This window comes from Curtobacterium sp. Curtsp57, assembly GCF_047324335.1.
Classification (GTDB): domain Bacteria; phylum Actinomycetota; class Actinomycetes; order Actinomycetales; family Microbacteriaceae; genus Curtobacterium.
The window spans coordinates 767,422-787,617 of sequence record NZ_CP168511.1 but is presented as its reverse complement, the minus strand read 5'-3'; the positions used below and the strand labels follow the sequence as shown (position 1 = coordinate 787,617).

General features: G+C 70.2%; 15 protein-coding genes. 14 read left to right on the top strand and 1 reads right to left on the bottom strand.

Translation table 11 applies throughout. The features are described 5' to 3' along the window. Positions 1-193: 193 nt before the first annotated feature. The 12 genes from ACEN9V_RS03695 to holA all read left to right on the top strand — a co-directional run bounded on the left by ACEN9V_RS03695 (position 194) and on the right by holA (position 16,495). Positions 194-1,096, top strand: a complete 903-nt coding sequence (locus tag ACEN9V_RS03695; RefSeq protein WP_413602176.1) for an ABC transporter ATP-binding protein — start codon at positions 194-196, stop codon at positions 1,094-1,096. Further along, complete coding sequence (locus tag ACEN9V_RS03690) at positions 1,093-1,815, top strand: ABC transporter permease (protein WP_281264210.1); 723 nt, start codon at positions 1,093-1,095, stop codon at positions 1,813-1,815. The genes ACEN9V_RS03695 and ACEN9V_RS03690 overlap by 4 nt, the downstream gene beginning before the upstream one ends. Continuing rightward, on the top strand, positions 1,812-2,552 hold the full coding sequence (locus ACEN9V_RS03685) for an ABC transporter permease (protein WP_402728461.1): 741 nt from the start codon (positions 1,812-1,814) through the stop codon (positions 2,550-2,552). Before ACEN9V_RS03690 ends, ACEN9V_RS03685 begins: the two co-directional genes overlap by 4 nt. Continuing rightward, the gene (locus ACEN9V_RS03680; RefSeq protein WP_413602175.1) at positions 2,549-3,484 is read left to right on the top strand and encodes an ABC transporter substrate-binding protein; all 936 of its coding nucleotides are present in this window, start codon (positions 2,549-2,551) and stop codon (positions 3,482-3,484) included. The genes ACEN9V_RS03685 and ACEN9V_RS03680 overlap by 4 nt, the downstream gene beginning before the upstream one ends. Positions 3,485-3,750: 266 nt before the next feature. Then, entirely contained in the window at positions 3,751-5,163 is a 1,413-nt protein-coding gene (locus ACEN9V_RS03675; RefSeq protein ID WP_281264213.1) for a cytochrome ubiquinol oxidase subunit I, read from the top strand. Between the two features lie 2 nt (positions 5,164-5,165). Next, positions 5,166-6,170, top strand: coding sequence for a cytochrome d ubiquinol oxidase subunit II (gene cydB / locus ACEN9V_RS03670; RefSeq protein ID WP_281264214.1), 1,005 nt, complete (start codon positions 5,166-5,168; stop codon positions 6,168-6,170). An 11-nt stretch (positions 6,171-6,181) separates the two neighbouring features. Further along, positions 6,182-7,825, top strand: coding sequence for a thiol reductant ABC exporter subunit CydD (gene cydD / locus ACEN9V_RS03665; protein ID WP_413602174.1), 1,644 nt, complete (start codon positions 6,182-6,184; stop codon positions 7,823-7,825). After that, the gene (cydC, locus tag ACEN9V_RS03660; RefSeq protein ID WP_413602173.1) at positions 7,822-9,510 is read left to right on the top strand and encodes a thiol reductant ABC exporter subunit CydC; all 1,689 of its coding nucleotides are present in this window, start codon (positions 7,822-7,824) and stop codon (positions 9,508-9,510) included. Before cydD ends, cydC begins: the two co-directional genes overlap by 4 nt. A gap of 186 nt (positions 9,511-9,696) precedes the next feature. Beyond that, a complete protein-coding gene (leuS, locus tag ACEN9V_RS03655) occupies positions 9,697-12,258 on the top strand; it encodes a leucine--tRNA ligase (RefSeq protein ID WP_413602172.1) in 2,562 nt (853 codons plus the stop codon). An 88-nt stretch (positions 12,259-12,346) separates the two neighbouring features. Then, the gene (locus ACEN9V_RS03650) at positions 12,347-13,045 is read left to right on the top strand and encodes a ComEA family DNA-binding protein (protein ID WP_413602171.1); all 699 of its coding nucleotides are present in this window, start codon (positions 12,347-12,349) and stop codon (positions 13,043-13,045) included. Beyond that, positions 13,042-15,717, top strand: coding sequence for a ComEC/Rec2 family competence protein (locus tag ACEN9V_RS03645; protein ID WP_413602170.1), 2,676 nt, complete (start codon positions 13,042-13,044; stop codon positions 15,715-15,717). Before ACEN9V_RS03650 ends, ACEN9V_RS03645 begins: the two co-directional genes overlap by 4 nt. Beyond that, positions 15,602-16,495, top strand: a complete 894-nt coding sequence (holA, locus tag ACEN9V_RS03640) for a DNA polymerase III subunit delta (protein ID WP_281264224.1) — start codon at positions 15,602-15,604, stop codon at positions 16,493-16,495. The genes ACEN9V_RS03645 and holA overlap by 116 nt, the downstream gene beginning before the upstream one ends. A gap of 117 nt (positions 16,496-16,612) precedes the next feature. Here the strand turns inward: holA and rpsT are convergent, their stop codons facing one another. After that, positions 16,613-16,873, bottom strand: coding sequence for a 30S ribosomal protein S20 (gene rpsT / locus ACEN9V_RS03635; RefSeq protein ID WP_071299347.1), 261 nt, complete (start codon positions 16,871-16,873; stop codon positions 16,613-16,615). Positions 16,874-17,065: 192 nt separating this feature from the next. Between rpsT and ACEN9V_RS03630 the strand changes: the two genes are divergently transcribed. Continuing rightward, positions 17,066-18,268 carry a pyridoxal phosphate-dependent aminotransferase gene (locus ACEN9V_RS03630; protein WP_413602169.1) on the top strand — a complete coding sequence of 401 codons (1,203 nt, stop codon included), beginning with the start codon at positions 17,066-17,068 and terminating at the stop codon, positions 18,266-18,268. A gap of 6 nt (positions 18,269-18,274) precedes the next feature. Next, the gene (lepA, locus tag ACEN9V_RS03625; RefSeq protein ID WP_281264226.1) at positions 18,275-20,122 is read left to right on the top strand and encodes a translation elongation factor 4; all 1,848 of its coding nucleotides are present in this window, start codon (positions 18,275-18,277) and stop codon (positions 20,120-20,122) included. Positions 20,123-20,196 lie beyond the last annotated feature (74 nt).

Here is a 20,196-nt window from a genome sequence, read left to right as displayed (position 1 = left end):
GTCGTGTCCGCGGCATCCGCCGTGCGCGGGGTCGGCTCCAGAGCCGTGGCGGCTTCCGCAGACCGGCCGCCGCCGGGTGGCGCTGTCCGGGACACGCCCGGTCACGTCACGGATCGTCACCTGGACGTACCGCTGTCGGTGCTGACGGGTACTCTCACTCGGAGTCGGGCTACCTCCTACCAGAAGGGCACCCATGATCGAGTTCCGCCAGGTGCGCAAGACGTACCCGGACGGCACGGCCGCAGTCGAGCGGTTCGACCTCGTCATCCCATCACGCACCACGACGGTCTTCGTCGGGTCGAGTGGTTGCGGGAAGACGACGCTGCTCCGCATGATCAACCGGATGGTCGACCCCACTGCCGGGTCCGTCTCCATCGACGGTGAGGACGTCGCAGGCGTCGACCCGGTGAAGCTCCGCCGCAGCATCGGCTACGTGATGCAGAACGCGGGCCTGCTGCCGCACCGCAAGGTCGCGGACAACATCGCGACCGTGCCGCTGCTCACCGGTGTGTCGAAGCAGGAAGCCCGCGCGCGGGCGCTCGAGCTGATGGACACCGTCGGACTCGACCGCGGCTTCGCCGACCGCTACCCGTCGCAGCTGTCGGGTGGCCAGCAGCAGCGCGTCGGTGTCGCCCGCGGGCTCGCCGTCGACCCGAACATCCTGCTGATGGACGAGCCGTTCGGCGCGGTGGACCCGCTGGTCCGCAACGACCTGCAGGACGAGCTCATCCGGCTCCAGCGCGAGCTCGGCAAGACGGTCGTGTTCGTGACCCACGACATCGACGAGGCGTTCAAGCTCGGCGACCAGGTCGTCATCCTGAAGAAGGGCGGCGAGATCGCGCAGCTCGGGACACCGGCCGAGATCCTCTCGGAACCGGCGGACGACTTCGTGGCGAACTTCATCGGCGCCGGACGTGGTCGTCGAGCGCTCCGTGTCGAGCAGACGCCCACCGGGCCCATCGTGGTCGATGGGGACGGACGGGCCGCCGGTGTGCTCACCGGTCCGGTCCCGGTCGTCGACGCGGCGTCCGCAGTGCCGCAGCCGGCCGGGCCGGACGCCGCACACCGGGACGCCGCGCACCGGGACAGCGTGTGAACTGGGTCACCGGCAACCTCGACACGATCACGTCGAACCTGATCGCGCACGTCTGGCTGTCGATCCCGCCGATCGTCATCAGCTTCGTGCTCTCGGTGCCGATCGGCCTGCTCGTGAACCGTCTGCGCAAGGGTCGCCGAGGTGCACGGGCGACCGGTTCGACGATCATCGTGGTGGCGAGCCTGCTCTACGCCATCCCGTCCTTCCCGCTCTTCCTCGCGTTGCCGCCGTTGCTCGGGACGAACATCCTGGACCCGGCGAACGTCGTCATCGCGCTGACGATCTACGGCGTCGCCCTGATGGCGCGCTCGGCGGCCGACGCACTCGACGCCGTCGACCCCGCGGTGCTGAACGCCGCGGCGGCCATGGGGTACTCGCCCGTGCAGCGGTTCTTCCGCGTCGAACTGCCCCTCGCCGGCCCCGTGCTCCTCGCCGGCATCCGGGTGGTCGCGGTCAGCACGGTGAGCCTCGTCACGGTCGGTGCGCTCCTGGGGATCCCGAACCTCGGGTTCCTGCTCACCGACGGCCTCAAGCGCGGCATCAGTGTCGAGATCCTGACCGGCATCGTGCTGACGATCGTCCTGGCGCTCGTCATCGACGGCCTCCTGGTGCTCATCGGGCGCATCGTGATGCCGTGGACCCGCGGTGGCAGCCGTGACGCCAAGCGCATCCGGCGTCGTGCAGCGGCGGACGTCCGGACCGGGGAGGTGTCCGCGTGAACCTCTTCGCCGGCGCCATCGCCTGGATCTTCGACCCCGCCAACTCCGTCGGGGCGAACGGCATCCCGGTCCGTCTCTGGGAGCACGTGTGGATCACGCTGCTCACCATCGTCATCGCCTGCGCCATCGCGGTGCCCCTCGGCCTCGTGATCGGGCACACCGGGCGCGGCAAGAGCCTCGCCGTGGGGTTCTCCGGCGGGGTCAGGGCGCTCCCCACGCTCGGCCTGCTGACGATCCTCGCCCTGTGGATCGGGCTCGGCATCGAAGCGCCGCTCATCTCACTCGTCATCCTGGCGATCCCGTCGATCCTGGCCGGCACGTACTCCGGCCTCGAGGCGATCGACCGTGTGACCATCGACGCCGCCAAGGCGCAGGGCATGACCACGTGGCAGCTGCTGACGAAGGTGGAGATCCCGCTCGGGCTCCCGCTGATCGTCGGCGGCATCCGTGCCGCGGTGCTCCAGGTCATCGCGACCGCCACGCTCGCCGCCTACATCAACGCGGGCGGTCTCGGCGGGTACGCGTTCTCCGGGCTCGCCAACCAGGACTACGAAGAGGTCCTCGGCGGTTCGCTCCTGGTGATCGCACTCGCCATCGTCTTCGAGATCGTGTTCGCCGTCCTGCAGCGGCTCGCGGTGCCGGCGGGTACCACCGCCGCCTCCGCGGGTGATGGACGGCGCGACGCTGACCGCTCGGAAAGTCGGGCATCAACCCCCTTGGAAGGAACCCTCCAGTGACCACTGCACGCACCAAGCGCCTCGGCGCGACCATCGCGGTCGCGACCGCCGCCGCGATCGCCCTCGCGGGCTGCTCGTCAGGCGACCCGCTCTCCTCCGGCGGCGGCTCCGGCTCGTCGGACACCATCACCGTCGGCTCGCAGGCCTACCCGTCGAACGAGATCATCGCGGAGCTCTACGCGCAGGAACTCGAGAAGGCCGGCTTCACCGTCACCAAGAAGCTCAACATCGGACAGCGCAAGGCCTACTGGCCCGAGGTCGCCAAGGGCAACATCGACGTGTTCCCGGAGTACAACGGCAACCTGCTGAACTACCTCCTGCAGTCCGACAACAAGGACACGACGACGGAGACCACGACGGACGGCATCAACGCCGCCCTGAAGGACGAACTGCCCTCCGGCGTCAAGGCCCTGCCGTCCGCGGACGCATCCGACTCGGACACGTACACGGTCACGCAGGAGCTCGCCGACAAGTACGACCTCAAGTCGATCGGCGACCTGTCGAAGATCGGTGGCACCATCTCGATCGCGGCGAACCCCGAGTTCGCCACGGCTGCGTACGGTCCGACCGGCCTGAAGGCGAAGTACGGCATCACCGGTGAGGTCAACCAGCAGAACGACTCCGGTGGCCCGCTCACGGTCAAGGCGATCAAGGACGGCGACTCGCAGGTCGCCGACATCTACTCGGCCAGCGCGTCGATCGCCACCGAGAAGCTCGTCACGCTCGAGGACCCGAAGAACCTCGTGCCGGTGAACAACGTCACGCCCATCGTGTCCTCGAAGCTGGACTCGAAGGCGACCGCGGCGATCGAGAAGGTCAACAAGGTGCTCACCACGGACGCGCTCATCGAGCTCGACCGTCAGAACTCCGTGGAGCAGAAGTCCGCGGCCTCGGTGGCCAAGGCCTTCCTGCAGGACAAGGGTCTGCTCTAGTCCTCCAGCAAGTGTGAGATAAACGACAGGTGTCGGGCAATGTGCCCGGCACCTGTCGTCGTTCCCCGGCACATCCGTTCGGCACGGTTGTGCCGTTCACAGGCCCTGCACGTTCGTGCAGTTCGGGTTTCTACAAGTTGTCGAATCGAGTCGCCTGCCGGTACCGTGGAGGTGTCCCAACGGTTGTGACACCCAGAAGTACCCCTTCCACAGGAAGCAACTGACGTGCACGAACAGCGCGCGGCGTTCCCGATCGGTACAGCCGCATGAACGACATCCTCGATCCGCTCATCCTGTCCAGGTGGCAGTTCGGGCTGACCACCATCTACCACTTCCTCTTCGTCCCGTTGACGATCGGCATGGCCGTGGTCGTCGCGACGTTCCAGACGGCGTGGTACCGCACCGGTCGGGCGCACTACCTGCAGCTCACCCGGTTCTTCGGCCGGATCTTCCTCATCAACTTCGCGATGGGTGTCGTGACGGGCATCGTGCAGGAGTTCCAGTTCGGCATGAACTGGTCGAACTACTCCCGGTTCGTCGGGGACGTGTTCGGCGCCCCGCTCGCACTCGAGGGGATCCTCGCGTTCTTCTTCGAGGCGGCGTTCATCGGCGTCTGGATCTTCGGGTGGGACCGGTTGCCCAAGGGCCTGCACCTCGCGAGCATGTGGTGCGTCAGCGCCGGGACGATCATGTCGGCGTACTTCATCATCGCCGCGAACGCGTTCATGCAGCACCCCGTCGGCTACGTCATCAACGAAGCCAAGGGCCGCGCGGAACTCACCGACATCTGGGCGGTGCTGACGAACAAGGTCGCACTGGCCGCGTTCCCGCACACGCTCTTCGCGTGCTTCATGGTGGCCGCCGGCGTGATCATCTCGGTCGCGTCGTACCACCTGGCGCGCAACCAGAACCTCGAGACGATGATGCCGGCGCTGAAGTTCGGCCTCTGGACGATGGTCGCCGCCGGTGCGCTGACCGTCCTCACCGGCGACCAGCTCGGGCTGACGATGGTCGACACGCAGCCGATGAAGATGGCCGCGGCCGAGGCGCTGTACAACACGGCGACCGGCAAGGACGCCTCGTTCTCGATCTTCACGCTCGGCACACCGGACGGCGTGCACGAGCTGTTCTCGATCCGTGTGCCGTACCTGCTGTCGTTCCTCTCGACGCACACCTTCAACGGCACGGTCGAGGGCATCAACGACCTGCAGGCGCAGTACACGCAGGTGTACGGCCCCGGTGACTACAAGCCGATCATCTGGGTGACGTACTGGTCGTTCCGCTGGATGATCGCCCTCGGCGTCGGCGCGGTCCTCGTCGCCCTCGCCGGACTGTGGCTGACCCGCAAGGGCCGTTTCCCGACGCAGCGCTGGGTGTGGCGGATCGCCACCTGGGCGGTGCCGCTGCCGATGGCCGCGATGATCGTCGGCTGGATCTTCACCGAGATGGGCCGGCAACCGTGGCTCGTGTTCGGGCTGCTGAAGACCGCTGACGGGGTGTCCCCGAACGTGACCGGCGTCGAGGTCCTCATCTCGCTCGTCGTCTTCACGCTGATCTACGGCGCGCTGGCGGTGGTGGAGTTCCGGCTCATCAAGAAGGTGGCGCAAGAAGGCCCCGCTGCTCCGGCGCCGGTGGACGAGGAGACCGGCGAGGTCAAGCACGAAGTGACGGTGTACTGATCATGGACCTCCCCGTTCTCTGGTTCGCCATCGTCGGCGTCTTCTTCGTCGGCTACTTCGTGCTCGACGGGTTCGACTTCGGCGTCGGCATGGCCCTGCCGTTCCTCGGCAAGGACGACACCGACCGTCGCGTCATGATCAACACGATCGGCCCCGTCTGGGACCTCAACGAGACCTGGGTCATCGTGGCCGGCGCCTGCCTGTTCGCGGCGTTCCCGGAGTGGTACGCCACGATGTTCTCCGGGTTCTACCTGGCGCTGCTGCTGATCCTCGCGGCGCTCATCGCCCGTGGGGTCTCGTTCGAGTACCGCCACCAGAACAAGCAGCTGCAGTGGAAGCGTTCGTTCGACCTGATGATCATCGTCGGCAGCGCCGTGCCGTCGTTCCTCTGGGGCGTCGCGTTCGGCAACGTGGTCCGCGGGATCCCGATGGACTCCGGGCACAACTACACGGGCACGCTGTTCGACCTGCTCAACCCGTTCGCGCTGCTGACCGGGCTCGCGACGCTGCTGGTGTTCTTCACGCACGGCGTCGTCTTCATCGCGCTGAAGACCGAGGGTGACATCCGCGACCGTGCGAAGCGGCTCGCCACCAGGGCCGGCATCGTGACGATCGTCGTCGCGGCGGCCTTCCTCGTGTCGATGGCGTTCGTCCGGGCCACCCCGGCGTCGCTGGTGCTCTCCGTGGTCGCCGCGCTCGCGCTCGTCCTCGCGGTGCTGTGCAACGCGTGGGGCAAGGAGGGTCGGGCGTTCACGCTGATGGCGGTCACGATCGCCGCGGTGGTGCTCGCGATGTTCACGGCGATCTTCCCGAACGTGATGCCCGCCTCGAACGACGTGGCACGGAGCCTCACGGTCTACAACGCATCGAGTGGCACGTACACGCTGACGGTCATGAGCTGGGTCGCACTGATCTTCGTCCCGCTCGTGTTCGCCTACCAGGCGTGGACGTACTGGGTGTTCCGCAAGCGGGTCTCGCGGGCGCAGGTCACCGCGGCCGCCCACTAGGTGCGTCGCCGATGAAGCCGCTCGACCCGCGTCTGCTCCGCCTCTCACGCTCGGCGCGCGGCTTCATCGTCGCCGCGGCCGGGACGGGTGTCGTCCGCACGCTCGCGACCATCGCGATCGCGTGGGCCGTCGCCGCTGCCGTCACCGAGGTGGTCGACGCCGTGCACCACGGCGGCGTCGTCCCCGCGGTGTTCGTGCCGACGCTGGCGCTGCTCGGCGGTGCGTTCGTCGTGCGCGCCGTGGCGGCGTGGGCGACGGACGACCTCGCCGCACGGGCCGCAGCGACCGTGAAGAGCGAGCTGCGCCGCACCGTGCTGGCGCGGGCGGCCGAACGCGGACCCGGGTGGCTCGCGGAACGGTCGAGCGCCGGCTTCGCGACGACGCTCGGTCCGGGGCTCGACGCCCTCGACGCCTACTTCGGGCGCTACCTGCCACAGCTCGCACTCACGGCGATCGCGACCCCGGTGCTGCTCGTCGCGATCGGTCTCGGCGACCTGACGAGCGGGCTCGTCGTCCTCTGCGCGCTGCCGGTCATCCCCGTGTTCATGATCCTCATCGGTCTCGCCACGCAGTCGTTGCAGCGGAAGCAGTCCGACGCGCTGGCGCGACTCGGCGGTGCATTCCTCGAGGCCGTCGAGGGGCTGTCCACGCTGAAGGTCTTCGGTCGTGCGCGTCGGCAGGTCGCCCGCATCGGCACCGTCACGGACGAGTACCGACGCGGGACCCTCGGCGTCCTCCGGTTGTCGTTCGTGAGCGGCTTCGCGCTCGAGCTCGCCGCCAGCCTCTCGGTCGCCCTCGTCGCGGTGTCGATCGGCATCCGGCTCGTGGACGGCTCGCTCGGGCTCGGCGCCGCGATGTTCGTCCTGGTGCTGGCACCGGAGGCCTTCGCGCCGATCCGACAGGTCGGTGCCGACTTCCACGCCGCGCAGGACGGCGTCGAGGCGTCGGCAGCCGTGCTCGACGTGCTCGACGACGACCGCACGCCGGCTGCTGCTCCGCCGACGCCGCCCGCCGCCACCGACCTCGTGCTCCGCGGCGTGGCCATCAGGCGCCAGGACGTGGTGATCGGGCCCGTCGACCTCGACGCCCGCCCCGGCACGGTCCTCGCGCTCGTCGGTCCGAGCGGTGCCGGCAAGTCGAGCCTCATCGCGGCGATCCGCGGTGCCGTGCCGCACGACGGCACGGTCGTCGTGCCCGGTCCGGCCGGTTCGACCGTGGACGACCGGATCGCGTGGGCCGACCAACGCGCACGACTCGTCCGCGGCACCATCGCCGAGAACGTGGCCCTCAGCCAGCGGCCCGACGACGACGACGTGCTGACCGCGCTCGGTGACGCGGGGCTGGGACTCGACCCGAGCCTCCAGGTCGGTGCAGGCGGCGCCGGACTGTCCGGCGGACAGGCGCAGCGCGTCGCCGTCGCCCGAGCGCTCTACCGGCACCGTCGATCCGGCACCCGCCTGGTGCTCCTCGACGAACCGACGTCCGCACTGGACGCCGACGCGGAGGCGCACCTGATCACGACGATGCGGCGGCTCGCCGCCGACGGTGCGGTGGTCGTCGTCGCGAGCCACCGGCCGGCGGTCGTCGCCGCGGCCGACGTCCGCGTCGACGTCGCCGCGAGCGGTGCCGTCGCGGTCCTCGGAGCGCACGCGTGACCGGCCAGGAGGCCCGTGGCGGCTCCGTCCTGCGGCTCGCGATGCCGCGCGGTGCCGGGTGGGGCAAGGCGGTCGCCGCCGGCTCGCTCAGCGCACTGTGCGCTGTGGCCCTGCTCGCGGCGAGCGGGTACCTGATCACCCGGGCGGCGGAACACCCGCCGATCCTCTACCTGACGCTCGTCATGGTCGGGGTCCGGGCGTTCGCGCTCGGTCGGGCGGCGCTGCGGTACGTGGACCGGCTCGCCGGGCACGACGCGTCCTTCCGGCAACTCGCCGTGGTCCGGACCGAGATGTACCGCCGGCTCGCGTCGGTCGCGCCGGCGGGCCTCGGGAGCACCGGACGCGGTGACCTGATGACCCGCCTGGTCACCGACACCGATCGGCTGCAGGACCTGCCGATCCGCGTCGTCGGTCCGCTCGTGTCCGCCGGTGTGACCGCGCTGCTCTCGGTCGTCGCCGTCGCACTGGTGTCCGTCCCCGCCGCCCTCGTGCTGCTCGTGGCCCTCGTGCTCGCCGCCGTCCTCGGTTCCGTCGTCACCGCGTCGATCGCGCGCCGCAGCGACGAGGAGACCGCGGCGGACCGCGGGCGCGTCGCCGACCTGGTCCTGGACACGGTGCGGACGCTCGACGTGTTCGCCGCCTACGGCACCCTCGACGAACGGCTCACGCACATCGCCGCACTCGACGCCCGGGTCACCCGTGCGGTCCGCCGTCGGGCCACGGTCGAGTCGCTCGTCGGGGCGTCGGTCGGACTCATCGGCGGTGCCGCGGTGATCGGGATCCTCGCGACCGGTGCACCAGCGGTCGTCACCGGTGCGCTCGACGGACCGCTCTGGGCGCTCGCGGTCTTCGTCCCGCTCGCGCTGTTCGAGGTCGTCGGGGCGCTCCCGCTCGCGGTGCTGACGTACCGGCGGGTGCGGGCGGCCGCCGACCGGGTCGAGCGGGTGGTCCCCGCCGTCACGCCGGACGGGATCGTCCAGGAGCCCGCTGCCGATGCGGAGCCGGCGTCCCTCGTGGTCGACGGTCCGGTCGCGGTGTCCGTGTCCGGGCTGACCGTCCGGTGGCCGGGGGCGATCGACGCCGCCGTGGACGACGTCTCGTTCGACCTGCTCCCCGGCGAGGTCGTCGTGGTCCAGGGGCCGAGCGGCGCGGGCAAGTCGACGCTGGTGGACGCGCTCGTGCGGTTCGTCGAGTACCGGGGCAGCTACACGATCGACGGGGTCGAGGCACGGACGATGCACCCGGACGCCGTGCGTGCGCGGGTCGGACTCATCGAGCAGGACCCGTTCGTGTTCGACCAGTCGATCCGGCAGAACCTGCTCTTCGCGCGGGAGACCGCGACGGACGACGACCTGCTCGGCGTGCTCGACCGGGTCGGCCTCGGGGCGTGGGTGGAGCGCCGTGGTGGTCTCGATGCGGCCGTGGGGGAGCGCGGTGCCCTCGTCTCCGGCGGGCAGGCACACCGGCTCGCGCTCGCCCGGGCGCTCCTGCACGCCTTCCCCGTGCTCGTGCTCGACGAGCCGACGGCCGACATCGACCCGGATCTCGGCGACGCCGTGCTGCGCGACCTCGTGACCACCGCCCGGGCAGCAGGGCGGACCGTCGTGGTGGTGTCGCACGTGCCGGTGGCGCCGGACCTCGTCGACCGGACCATCGGGATGCGCGACGGCCGCATCGCGGCCTGACCATCCCCGGGACGTTCGCTCCTGGCCGTCCGCGAGTGAGGCCCGTGCCTTGTAATCTTGAGGACCGACACGTGTCTGACGGACGTGTGTCGTGCCTCTCCCCGCTCGCTCGGCCGGATCATCGCTCCGCAAGCTCCACGATGACCCGGAACCGACGAGTGGGGGCCCAGACCGATTGAGAGTTCCGTGACCATCGAGCAGCACGTCGAGGACCCGCACACCTACGACTTCCGGCGCATCCAGGACAAGTGGCAGGGGCGGTGGGAAGAGCTCGGCCTCTTCACCGTCGACCCCGATGACCGTCGTCCCCGGAAGTACATCCTCGAGATGTTCCCGTACCCGTCCGGCGACCTGCACATGGGGCACGCCGAGAACTGGGCGCTCGGTGACTTCGTCGCGCGCTACTGGCGGCAGCAGGGCTTCAACGTGCTCCACCCGATCGGCTGGGACTCCTTCGGGCTGCCGGCCGAGAACGCGGCGATCAAGCGCGGGGTGGACCCGAAGGACTGGACCTACGCCAACATCGAGCAGCAGAAGGCGTCGTTCAAGCGGTACGCGCCGTCCTTCGACTGGACGACGGAGATCCACACCTCGGACCCCGAGTACTACAAGTGGAACCAGTGGCTGTTCCTGAAGATGTACGAGAAGGGCCTGGCCTACCGCAAGGACAGCTGGGTGAACTGGGACCCGGTGGACCAGACCGTGCTCGCGAACGAGCAGGTCCTGCCGGACGGCACCTCGGACCGCTCCGGCGCCGTCGTGGTCAAGAAGAAGCTCACGCAGTGGTACTTCAAGATCACCGACTACGCGGACCGGCTGCTCGACGACCTCAACCAGCTCGAGGGTCGCTGGCCCGCGAAGGTCCTGGCGATGCAGCGCAACTGGATCGGTCGCTCGGTCGGCGCCGACGTCGACTTCGTGATCGAGGGGCGCGACGAGCCGGTGACCGTGTTCACCACGCGTCCGGACACGATCAACGGCGTGACGTTCCTCGTGGTGGCGCCGGACTCCGACCTCGCGGCATCGCTGGTGGCGGCTCCGTCGGTCTCCGACGAGGTCCGCGCCGCGTTCGAGTCGTACTTGGTGGCGACGCAGAAGACCTCCGAGATCGACCGGCAGAACGCCGACCGGCCGAAGACCGGCGTCCCGCTCGACCGGTTCGCGATCCACCCGCTCACCGGTGAGCGCCTGCCGATCTGGGCGGCGGACTACGTGCTCGCCGACTACGGCCACGGCGCCGTCATGGCCGTGCCCGCGCACGACCAGCGCGACCTCGACTTCGCACGGGCGTTCGACCTGCCCGTGAAGGTCGTCGTCGACACGAACCAGCCGGTGACCGGGGCGATCCCGGTGATCCCGGAGGGCGCGACCCTCGACGACTTCGACCTGCCCGTCCTCGACCCGGCCGCCACGGGTGAGGCCCTGACCGGGCAGGGTCGGATGATCAACTCCGGGCCGCTCGACGGCATGTCGAAGCAGCACGCGATCACCGCGGCGATCAAGCTCCTCGACGAGCGCGGCACCGGCCGTGCCGCCAAGACGTACCGTCTGCGCGACTGGCTCATCTCGCGCCAGCGCTTCTGGGGCACCCCTATCCCGATCATCCACGGGGAAGACGGCACCGAGTACCCGGTGCCCGAGGACCAGTTGCCAGTCGTGCTGCCCTCGACCGAGGGGCTCGACCTCAAGCCGAAGGGCACGTCGCCGCTGGGTGGCGCGACCGACTGGGTGAACGTCCCGAACCCCGTGGACGGATCCCCGGCGAAGCGCGACGCCGACACGATGGACACGTTCGTGGACTCGTCGTGGTACTTCCTGCGGTTCCTGTCGGCGAACGACGACACGCAGGCGTTCGACCCCACGCTCGTCAACAAGTGGGCGCCGGTCGACCAGTACATCGGCGGCGTCGAGCACGCGATCCTGCACCTGCTCTACGCGCGCTTCGTCACGAAGGTCCTCTTCGACCTGGGCTACCTCGACTTCACCGAGCCCTTCTCGGCGCTGCTGAACCAGGGCATGGTCCTGTCCGGCGGCTCGAAGATGTCGAAGTCCAAGGGCGGCGTCTCGCTGGGTGACGAGCTCGACGCGCACGGTGTCGACGCCATCCGCATGGTGATGGGCTTCGCCGGTCCGCCGGAGGACGACATCAACTGGGAGGACGTCTCGCCGGCGGCCTCCGCCCGCTTCCTGGCCCGCGCCTACCGCCTCGCCACCGACGTCACCTCGACGCCGGACGCGGTGTGGGCGGACGGCGACCGTGCCCTGCGGCAGGTGACCCACCGGTTCCTCGCCGACTCCCCGGGGCTGATGGAGTCGTTCAAGTTCAACGTCGTGATCGCGCGGCTCATGGACCTGGTGAACGTCACCCGCAAGGCGATCGACAACGGACCGGGCGCCGGTGACCCCGCCGTGCGCGAGGCCGTCGAGACGATCGCGCTCGGCCTGAGCGTCTTCGCGCCGTACGCCGGTGAGGAGATGTGGGAGAAGCTCGGCTACGAGGGCTCCGTCGCGACCTACGGGTGGCGGAAGGCGGACCCGACGCTGCTCGTGCAGGAGTCGTTGACGGCCGTCGTGCAGGTCAACGGCAAGGTGCGCGACTCGTTCGAGGTGTCGAAGTCGATCGACCCGGCGGAGCTCGAGGCCCTCGCGCGCGCGTCCGCGAACGTGCAGCGGTACATCGGGGACCGCGAGATCGTGAAGGTCATCGTGCGGGCGCCGAAGCTCGTGAACATCGCGATCAAGGCGTAGTTCCTCCACAGCGGTGTGCCGGCCTTCCCGGTGCACCGTTCACACCGCGAGAGCCCGGCCGGTCGGCCGGGCTCTCTAGCGTTTCGGCATGTCCCGTTTCTCGCTCTCGCCGCGCGCCGCGCTCGTGCTGGCCGGCGTCGTCGTGGTGGTCGCGCTGGTCGTCGTCCTGCTCGGGGCGCGGGGGAGCGGCGCCGGGGGTGTCGCCACGGTGACGGGTGCGCCGGTGGTGTCCGATCGGCCGTCGGACGGCCCACGGACCCCGGATGCGACGTCGTCGCCGGCTCCCTCGGTCGTGGTGCACGTGCTCGGTGCGGTCCACCGGGCGGGGGTCGTGACGGTGCCGGGGACGAGTCGGGTGACGGACGCGCTGGCGGCGGCGGGTGGTGCGGCCGACGATGCCGACCTCGCGCGGTTGAACCTCGCACGGCCGGTCCAGGACGGCGAGCGGCTGTACGTGCCGCGGGTCGGCGAGGTCGAGGTACCGCAGGAGCTCGACGGCGGTGCGGGTCGCGGCGCGGGGACCGGGAGCGGCGCCGGTGCGGGTGGCGGTGGCGGTGGCAGTGGCGGTGGCAGCGGCGGTGCGGCCGGCGTCGGCGACGTGGTCGACCTGAACACCGCGGACCAGGCGGCGCTCGAGACCCTTCCGGGCATCGGACCGGCACTCGCGGGGCGCATCCTGGCCTGGCGCGACGAGCACGGTCGGTTCGCGAGCGTCGACGACCTGCTCGACGTCAGCGGGATCGGTGACGCGCGCTTGGCCGACCTGCGGGATCGGGTGCGGGTGTGAACCTCGCGGCCGACCGGACGGACCTCCGGGTCGCGGTCCCGGTGGCGATCGGCTGGGTGGTCGCGGCGGTGCTCGTCGGGAAGCCGGACGTGGCGTGGATCGTCCTGGCGGGCTCGAGCGCGGTCCTCGCAACCGGGGTGGTCCTCGTGTGCTGCTCGCCGGTCGTCGTCGTCCGGGTCGTCGTCACGGCGGTGATCACGTCGGCAGCCGTGGTCGGACTCGTGGCGGTGGCGGTCGCTGTGGGAGACGTCCGGCGGACGCCGCCGGTGCTCGACCGACTGAGCCAGACGCCCGTGCAGGTCGACGTGGTCCTGGACCGTGACCTCGCCGCCGGTGACCGTTCGGTCATCGGCACGCTGTCGCACGTCGACGGAACGACGGTCGACGTGCCGGTCCGCGTGGTTCCCGACCGGTTCGCGGGCGTCGTGCGCGCACTGGCGGCGGGCACTCGGATGTCAGCGCGTGCGGTGGTCGAACCGGACGAACCCGGTGCAGCGACGGCGTCCGTGCTCTTCCTCCGCGGTGCCGTCGACACCGAGGCGCCGTCGGGCTTCCTCGCCGGGACCGACCGTGCACGCAGCGCCTTCGCCGACGTGACCGCTGCACTGCCCGAACCCGGCGGCGCGCTGCTCCGCGGACTCGCGATCGGGGACCGCAGCGGGCTCGACCCCGACACCGAGACGGCGATGGAGACGAGTGCGCTGACCCACCTGACGGCCGTGTCGGGGTCGAACTGCGCCGTCATCGTCGCGGTGGTCGTCCTGGTCGGTCGTGCGCTCGGACTCGGGCGTGCCGTCCGCGCCGCCGTGGCGATCGCGCTCTTGGTCGGGTTCGTGGTGCTGGTCCGTCCGGATCCGTCCATCCTCCGCGCCACCGTGATGGCCGTCGTCGTGCTCGTCGTGCACCTGTCCGGGCGTCCGGTCCGGGGCGTCCCGCTCATCGCGCTCGCGGTCATCGGCATGCTGGTCCTCGATCCGTGGTTCGCCCGGTCCTTCGCGTTCGGGCTGTCCGTGCTCGCGACGAGCGGGATCGTGGTGCTCGGACCACCGTTGACCGCGCTCCTCACGCGGTGGTGTTGGGGCCCGTTCGCTGCGGCGATCGCGGTCCCCGTCTCGGCGCAGATGGCGTGCTGGCCGTTGACGATCCCGCTCGCTGCGGCGCTCCCGACGTACGCGGTACCGGCGAACCTCCTCGCCGAGCCGTTCGCGCCGGTCGTCACCGTCGTCGGGCTCCTCGCCTGCCTGCTCGCTCCCATCTGGCCCGCAGGTGCATCGGTCGTCGCCGCGGTCGCCTGGCTGCCCGCATCGGCGATCGGCGCGATCGCGCACGGCGCCGCAGCGCTCCCCGCGGCGTCTGTGCCGTGGCCGGCCGGGCTCGTCGGCGTGGGTGCAGCCGTGCTGGTGTCAGGAGCACTCGTCGGCGCGGTGCTCGGGCCCGCGGCGGCACGGGTGCGCTTCGTCGTGGCGGCGGCGACGGTCGGGGTGATCGGCGCGGGTACCGTGGTCGTCCCGCTCGTGGTCGTCCGCGTCGGGATACCCGCCGACTGGGCGATCGCGATGTGCGACGTGGGGCAGGGGGACGCGGTGCTCCTCCGCAGCGCTGCGAGCACGGCGCTCGTCGACACCGGCGACGACCGGGAACGCCTCCGCGCGTGTCTCGACCTGCTCGAGGTCGGCCGGCTCGACCTCCTGGTGCTCACCCATTTCGACCGGGACCACGTCGGTGCGGTCGACGAGGTCGCCGGTGACGTCGACGTCGCGCTCACCGGGCCGGTCGGGCGTCCAGCGGACGAATCCGTCGTCCGCGGCCTGACGGGTGCCGGCGCCGACGTCCGCCGCGCGGACGACGGGACCGCTGGGACCCTCGGCCACGTCCCGTGGCGTGTGCTCTGGCCGCGGGCGGGCGACGGGGCGAGCGGCAACGACGCGAGCATCGTCGTGGCGGTCGAGGCGCCGGACACCTGTGGGTCGTGTCTCTCGGCGGTCCTGCTCGGCGACCTCGACCGGTCCGCGCAACGACGCCTCCGCGGAGTGGCTCCCGGACCCGTCGACGTCGTCAAGGTCTCCCACCACGGGTCCGCCGACCAGGACCCGGAGCTCTACCGACAGCTCGCCGCACGCGTCGGGCTGATCGGTGTCGGCGCCGACAACACCTACGGGCACCCGACCGACCGAGCACTCGCGATGCTGGCGGCAGCGGGGACGACACCGTTCCGCACCGACCTGCAGGGGACCGTCGTCGTGCGCAGGGGAACGGCAGGACCGGAGGTGTGGACCGAGCGGGCGTCCCCGGAGCAAGCGCCCCCGGGCCAAGCGCCCTCGGACCAAGCGCCCTCGGGGCAATCGCCCTCGGGGCAAGCGCCCTCGGGACGGGCACCGGGAGGGTCGGCGGTGGCCCGTAGACTCGGACCCGCACCATCGGAAGGAACGCATGCCCGCCAAGAAGCCCGCGCGCGCCGCCGCGAAGATCGACCAGGTCCCGTGGTCCGGCATCCGTCCAGCGCCCGTCGTCCTCGTGACCGGGCCGGAGACGTTCCTCGCCGAGCGGGCGACGGGCATGCTCCGCGATCTGCTGGTCGGCGAAGACCCCGCGCTCGAGGTCCACGACCTCGAAGCCGACCAGTACGCACCCGGGCTCCTGGCGACGCTCGCCAGCCCGTCCCTCTTCGGTGAGCCGCGCCTGGTCCGGGTCACCAACGTCGAGAAGTGCACGGACGCCTTCATCACCGAGACCATCTCGTACCTCGGCGCGCCGGCGGACGACGTCACCCTCGTGCTGCGGCACGGCGGGGGAGTCCGCGGCAAGAAGCTCCTCGACGCGATCCGCGGCGGGTCGGGCGGCGGGATCGAGGTCCAGTGCGACGAACTCAAGCGTGAGACCGACCGCATCGACTTCGTGAACGCCGAGTTCCGCGCCGCACGTCGGAAGATCGCACCGTCCGCGGTGCGGACTCTCGTGGCGGCGTTCGCGGACGACCTCGCCGAGCTCGCGGCCGCGTGCCGGCAGCTCCTCGCCGACGAAGCGCAGGAGATCACGGACAAGGTCGTCGACAAGTACTACGGCGGCCGCGTCGAGACCAACGCCTTCAAGGTCGCCGACATCGCACTCGCGGGTCGATCGGCGCCGGCCATCGTCGAGCTGCGGCACGCTCTGTCGACCGGCGAAGCACCCGTGCCGATCGTCGCCGCGTTCGCGAGCAAGATCCGCACGATGGCGAAGGTGAGCGCCTACCGGGGCTCGAGCGGCCAGGCCGCGTCCGCGCTCGGCATGGCGCCGTGGCAGGTCCAGCGTGCGCAACGTGACGTCGCCGGGTGGAGCGAAGCCGGGCTCGCGAACGCGATCATCAGCATCGCCGAGGCGGACACCGCGGTGAAGGGTGGCTCGCGCGACGCGCACTACGCGCTCGAGGTCATGGTCCGCACCATCGCCCGTCGCGGCGAACCCCGCTGACCCGACCAGAGCCTCCCGTCCGTCAGGCGCTGCCTGCCCATCGAGACGCAACCGGACCCCCGCAACGACGAAGGCCCCGCACCGGAACGGTGCGGGGCCTTCGAGGGGGTCGGTGCGTCAGAGCGCAGCGACCTTCTTCGCGATGGCCGACTTGCGGTTCGCGGCCTGGTTCTTGTGGATGACGCCCTTGCTCACGGCCTTGTCGAGCTTCTTCGACGCGACGGCGAGAGCGGCGGTGGCCTTCTCCTTGTCGCCGGCGACGATCGCCTCGTTGGTGTGACGGATGAACGTCTTCAGCTCGGACTTGTAGGCCTTGTTGCGCTCGGTGGCCTTGAGGTTGGTCTTGATGCGCTTCATCTGCGACTTGATGTTCGCCATGCGTGGTGCTCCTGCTTCGTCTCGTACGGGTGAATGCGACCGCTGGGTAGAGGGGCCCTTGGTCGTCTCGCGTTCCACCCGTGGGCGGGGAACGCGCAAGCCAGCAAGCAACACTACCAGGACGGGGCACCCGGTTCAACGCGCACGACCCGTGTCACCGCGCGGAAACACGGCTCCGTTACCGTGACGGACATGCCGTCCCTCGCACCCCGGATCGACACCGTCCCGCCCTCCGGCATCCGCCGGGTCTTCGAACAGGCCGCCCTGCTGCAGCAGAGCGGTGCAGACGTGACCATGCTCGTCGTGGGAGAGCCCGACGTCCCGGTCGCCGCACACATCGGGGACGCGGCGAAACGGGCGTGGACCGAGGACCGGACGGACTACACCCCGAACGGCGGGATCCTGCCGCTGCGCCAGGCGATCCAGCAGAAGCTGCTGCGCGAGAACCGCATCGAGGTGGACCTCGAGCAGATCTGGATGACGATCGGCGCGACGCAGGCACTGTTCCAGGCGATGACCCTGGTGCTGAGCCCCGGCGACGAACTCCTGGTGCCGGACCCCGGCTACACGACGTTCACGATGAACGCGCACATCCTCGGTGCGACCCCGGTGCCGTACCGGCTCGAGCCGCAGCACGGGTTCGAACCCGACCTCGACGCGCTCGAGGCGAGCATCACCGAGCGCACCAGGGCGATCGTGGTCAACTCGCCGTCGAACCCGCTCGGGTCGGTCTTCGGCGAGGAGACGCTCCGCAGCATCCTGGCCCTGGCGAAGCGGCACGACCTGTGGGTGATCAGCGACGAGGTCTACGAGTACTTCACCTACGACACGCGGCACGTCAGCCTCGCGGCCCTCGACGAGGACGACCGGGTGTTCACCGCGTTCTCGCTGAGCAAGACGTACGCGATGACCGGCGTCCGCGTCGGGTACCTCGTGACGCCGAAGGGGCTCGGCGCGACCATGCGGACCACCCAGGAAGCGATGATCAGCTGCGTCGCGGAGCCCGACCAGTACGCGGCCCTCGCGGCGACCGTCGGCGATCACTCCGCGGTCCGGGACGCCCGCGAGCACTACCGTGCCAACCTCCAGGTCGCGACCGAGGTGCTCGACGCCGCCGGCATCCGGTACAACGACCCGAAGGGTGCGTTCTACCTGTGGATCGACATGTCGCACGCCGCGGACGGGGACGTCGCGGAGTGGGCGCTCGGGTTCCTGCAGCGCGAGAAGATCGCCGTCGCACCCGGGAGCGCGTTCGGGCGCACGGGCGAGGGCTGGATCCGCGTGTGCCTCGCCGCAACGCCGGACGACCTGCGCCACGGCCTCGGAGCCTTGCCCGCCCCGCACGCCGAGCACGCACAACCGTGGGACAATCGTTCGACCGTCCGACCCACCTGAGGAACCGTGAGCCCACAAGCATCCGCTCCGCTCGAGCCCGCCGCGACTCCGGCCGAGGCGATCCGCAACTTCTGCATCATCGCGCACATCGACCACGGCAAGTCGACGCTGGCCGACCGCATGCTGCAGATCACCGGCATCGTCGAGGACCGTGCGATGCGTGCGCAGTACCTCGACCGCATGGACATCGAGCGCGAGCGCGGCATCACGATCAAGTCGCAGGCGGTCCGCATGCCGTGGGAGCTCGACGGCACGACGTTCGCGCTGAACATGATCGACACGCCCGGCCACGTGGACTTCTCGTACGAGGTCTCCCGTTCCCTCGCCGCGTGCGAGGGAGCGATCCTGCTGGTCGACGCGGCGCAGGGCATCGAGGCCCAGACGCTCGCGAACCTGTACCTGGCGCTCGAGAACGACCTCGAGATCATCCCGGTCCTCAACAAGATCGACCTCCCCGCGGCCGATCCCGACAAGTACGCCGCCGAGCTCGCGCAACTCATCGGCGGCAAGCCGGAGGACGTCCTCCGCGTCTCCGGCAAGACGGGCGTCGGGGTCCCCGAGCTCCTCGACCGTGTCGTGCGCACCGTGCCGAACCCCGTCGGCGACGCCGAGGCCCCCGCTCGCGCGATGATCTTCGACTCGGTCTACGACAGCTACCGCGGCGTCGTGACCTACGTCCGGATGATCGACGGATCGATCGCCCCGCGCGAGAAGGTCCAGATGATGTCGACCAAGTCGACGCACGAGATCCTCGAGATCGGGGTGTCGAGCCCCGAGCCCAAGCCGACCAAGGGTCTGGGCGTCGGTGAGGTCGGCTACCTGATCACGGGCGTCAAGGACGTCCGGCAGTCCAAGGTCGGCGACACCGTCACGAGCGCGCAGCGGCCCGCCACCGACGCCCTGCCCGGCTACACGGACCCGAAGCCGATGGTGTTCTCCGGCCTCTACCCGATCGACGGCTCGGACTACCCGGACCTCCGCGACGCGCTCGACAAGCTCAAGCTCTCCGACGCGGCGCTGGTCTACGAACCCGAGACGTCCGTGGCGCTCGGTTTCGGCTTCCGTTGCGGCTTCCTCGGCCTGCTGCACCTCGAGATCATCACCGAGCGACTCAGCCGCGAGTTCGGTCTCGACCTCATCACGACCGCGCCCAGCGTGATCTACGACGTCACGACCGAGGACAACACCACGGTCCAGGTGACGAACCCGTCCGAGTTCCCGACCGGCCGCATCGTCGAGGTCCGCGAGCCGATGGTCCGCGCCGCGATCCTCGCGCCGAAGGACTACGTCGGCGCGATCATGGAGCTCTGCCAGCAGCGCCGTGGCTCCCTGCTCGGCATGGAGTACCTCGGCGAGGACCGCGTCGAAATCCGCTACCAGATCCCGCTCGGCGAGATCGTGTTCGACTTCTTCGACCAGCTGAAGAGCAAGACGCAGGGCTACGCCAGCCTCGACTACGAGCCCACCGGCGACCAGGCGGCCGACCTCGTGAAGGTCGACATCCTGCTGCAGGGCGACCAGGTGGACGCGTTCAGCGCGATCGTGCACCGCGACAAGGCGTACGCGTACGGCACGCTCATGACGGAGCGGCTCCGCAAGCTCATCCCGCGCCAGCAGTTCGAGGTCCCGATCCAGGCGGCGATCGGCGCCCGCATCATCGCGCGCGAGAGCATCCGCGCGATGCGCAAGGACGTCCTCGCGAAGTGCTACGGCGGTGACATCAGCCGGAAGCGCAAGCTCCTCGAGAAGCAGAAGGAGGGCAAGAAGCGCATGAAGACCATCGGCCGGGTCGAGGTCCCGCAGGAAGCCTTCATCGCCGCGCTCTCCGGCGACGTCGAAGAGAAGAAGAAGTAGCGCGAGAGCGACAGTCTGCGCCGGCACCGTGAAGCTGGTTCCTTGAAAGCGACAGTGTTCGCCCGCATTCGGGC